The sequence below is a fragment of the uncultured Ligilactobacillus sp. genome, from assembly GCF_948826705.1.
In the GTDB taxonomy this organism is placed as follows: Bacteria; Bacillota; Bacilli; order Lactobacillales; family Lactobacillaceae; genus Ligilactobacillus.
In genome coordinates this window covers 1-3184 of record NZ_CAQLEL010000034.1, presented here as the reverse complement: position 1 = coordinate 3184, position 3184 = coordinate 1, and the positions used below count along the sequence as shown (strand labels likewise).

General features: G+C 42.4%; 2 protein-coding genes, 3 tRNA genes and 1 riboswitch. All 5 genes read right to left on the bottom strand.

Annotated features, from left to right (window positions below; genetic code table 11):
* The coding region (locus Q9Q35_RS01925) for a glucosaminidase domain-containing protein (protein WP_304651896.1) at positions 1-1179 on the bottom strand (1179 nt) is incomplete at its 3' end.
* 206 nt (positions 1180-1385) lie between these two features.
* Positions 1386-2579 carry a methionine adenosyltransferase gene (gene metK, locus Q9Q35_RS01920; RefSeq protein ID WP_304651895.1) on the bottom strand — a complete coding sequence of 398 codons (1194 nt, stop codon included), beginning with the start codon at positions 2577-2579 and terminating at the stop codon, positions 1386-1388.
* Positions 2577-2666: riboswitch (SMK box riboswitch) on the bottom strand. It overlaps the preceding gene by 3 nt.
* Before the next feature lie 107 nt (positions 2667-2773).
* Positions 2774-2858 (bottom strand) — tRNA-Leu (locus tag Q9Q35_RS01915).
* Between the two features lie 6 nt (positions 2859-2864).
* Positions 2865-2937 (bottom strand) — tRNA-His (locus Q9Q35_RS01910).
* Positions 2938-3044: 107 nt separating this feature from the next.
* Positions 3045-3117: transfer RNA gene (locus Q9Q35_RS01905), tRNA-Asp, on the bottom strand.
* Positions 3118-3184 lie beyond the last annotated feature (67 nt).

Sequence of the window (3184 nt, the reverse complement as noted above, 5' to 3'; positions counted from 1 at the left end):
GTGGTTGACTGCGATACGGTATAATGAGTCACCTGCTTTGACCGTGTAACTCCCATTGCCACTTGCTTGAGTCTGATTTGAATTTTGAGATGCATTTGTGTTTGTGCTTGGCTGACTCGAAGCTGCTTGACCTGAGACTTTGAGGACTTGGCCTGCAAAAATCAGATCACTACTCAAGTTATTCAAACTCTTCAACTCTTGCAAGCTCATATTGTGATTTTTAGCGATACGGTATAACGAGTCGCCCGCTTTGACCGTGTAACTCCCATTGCCACTTGTTTGAGTTTGGCCTACATTATTATTGTTTGTTGTCGTTTGATCTGTATCAACTGACGAGCCGCCAACATCATAAGCTGTTAAATTATAGGCTTGGATCACTCGGATCAATTTATCCGCATAATCTGGTGCTGTCGCGTATGTTCCATATACACCATAACGCAGATTTTGCGCTGCAATCGCATAATTAGCCGAATTAGCTCGCGTAGATTTAGGAAAACGGGTTGTGATCACATTTGCATAGCCATTCAAAGATTCCGCATAGCTTGAATAACGTTGGAATTTATCATAGATCGTATGGTAAGAACCATTATAAAATTCCTGTGTTGGTAATTCAATATATGCTCCCGAACCCGACCACTTGACCCCAAAAAGATTGTATGCTGAGGTCGCTAGATAACTACCACCCCATCCACTTTCAAGGGCAGCTTGCGCGATCATCAAAGATGCATATAGTCCGCGTTGTTGTGCGACTTGTTGTGCAGGACCAGCGATATTATTCAAAAACGTTTGCACATTTCCTGGGTAAGCTCGTGAGACACTGACTGTTGGTGTAGTGTCTGAACTAGGTACCGCCTGACTAGCTGGAGCAACTTGACTTTGTTCTTGGGTAGGAGATGCAGATCGATCTTGCGTCTGAGTTTGCGCTGGTTGCGCCGCAACTTGACTTTGTTCATTTATATTATTGGAATTTGCACTAGTATTTTCATTATTGTTATTAGATGATGTATTTTGATCGATCTGAACCGTATCAGCTTGCGCCTTAGATTTACTCAAAACTAAACCAGCTGTTCCCATCAAAACAGTCGTTCCAATATATGTCGTAGCTTTTTTGACAGATTTTATATTTTCAGATAACAGCTGTTGTTTTTTATTCTCAAGGCGTTCTTTTCTACTCTTCAAAATTCGACCCTCCTAATATTTAAAAAATTATAATAATTGCTTAATTTAAGATCTTACTTCGATTATATCCTCTATCGCTGATTCATGCTAGCTTTTTCACTCCAATAATATAAATAAGACCACCCAGTTATTGAGTGGTCTTATTTGCGAGTCGTTAAAAAGAGCACTAGTTCGTATCGACTAGCGTCCAAAAACAGTTCTATTTTTTAATCCAAATTCAATTCTGCCTTCAATTCAGCAACCTTATCTGTCTTCTCCCAAGGCAACTCAACATCAGTCCGTCCAAAATGACCATAAGCGGCAGTTTGCTTATAGATCGGGCGACGAAGATCGAGCATTTCAATGATCCCCGCTGGGCGCAGATCAAAAATCTTACGGATAGCTGCCACCAGTGCTTGATTGCTTACTTTTGAGCTTCCAAATGTATCGACCGCGATCGATACTGGTTGCGCGACCCCAATAGCATATGCGATCTGAACCTCAACTTGAGATGCGATCCCAGCAGCCACGATATTTTTAGCAATATAACGTGCAGCATAGCTAGCTGAACGGTCTACTTTAGTAGCATCTTTACCAGAGAAGGCACCACCACCATGATGAGCAAAACCACCATAAGTGTCAACGATGATCTTTCGTCCGGTCAGACCTGCATCACCTTGTGGACCACCGATAACGAAACGTCCAGTCGGATTGATGAAGTATTTTGTTTTCTCATCAAGTAACTCAGCTGGGATCTCTGTCTGGATAACTTTTTCTAAAATATCTTGTCTAATTTGTTCCAACCCAATTTCAGCCGCATGTTGCGTCGATAAAACGACTGTATCAACACGTAATGGTTTGCCATCATCAGCATATTCAACGGTAACTTGTGCCTTAGCATCAGGTCCTAAATAAGCAAGATCACCTGACTTACGCACTTGGGCGATCCTGCGCATCAAACGATGGCTCAAAGCGATCGGTAATGGCATCAATTCAGGTGTTTCATCGATCGCATACCCAAACATCAAGCCTTGATCACCCGCACCGATCTGATCGAGCGGATCTACTTGACCTTCTTTTGTTTCCAATGAGTTATCAACGCCTAAAGCGATATCAGCCGATTGTTCATCGATCGCCGTCAAAACGGCACAATTATCGCCGTCAAAACCGTATTTGCCATTAGTATAGCCGATCTCCTTGATCGTATTGCGTACTACTTTTTGAATGTCGACATACTTATTAGTCGAAATTTCACCGACAACAACTACTAAACCTGTGGTAACAGTTGTTTCTGCTGCTACACGCGCATTGGGATCTTTTTCCAACAACGCATCTAAGATCGCATCACTGATTTGATCTGCAATTTTATCTGGATGTCCTTCTGAGACTGATTCTGATGTAAATAAATGTCTTTCTGACACTTTGAATTCCCCCATTTCAATTTTGTGGTTACAAGGCATCTTCACTAGATAGTGAATCCTATCGGGAATGAGTGAGTTGTAACGTTCTTATTCTAACACAAGATTTCACTTATTCAAGGTAAAAGACTTAAATATTTGCAAAACCTTTTTTAGATATAAAAAAAGACTAGGTAACGTTACCTAGTCCTAAGAAATACCGGTGATCGGGGTCGAACCGATACGTCCTCAACGGACACTGGATTTTGAGTCCAGCGCGTCTGCCAATTCCGCCACACCGGCATTAAGGGCGATAGATGGGAATCGAACCCACGAGTGCCGGAGCCACAATCCGGTGCGTTAACCACTTCGCCACTATCGCCATAGCCAATATACTATATGATACTATATCTAACTTCATTTGTAAACAAAGTTAGGTTGATTTCATAAAAAAAGCTACCATAACGGCAGCCAAATATAAAGTCACAACGGTCCTAACCGGATTTGAACCGGTGATCTCCTGCGTGACAGGCAGGCGTGATAACCCCTACACCATAGGACCATATTGCGGGAGCAGGATTTGAACCTACGACCTTCGGGTTATGAGCCCGACGAGCTACCAGACTGCT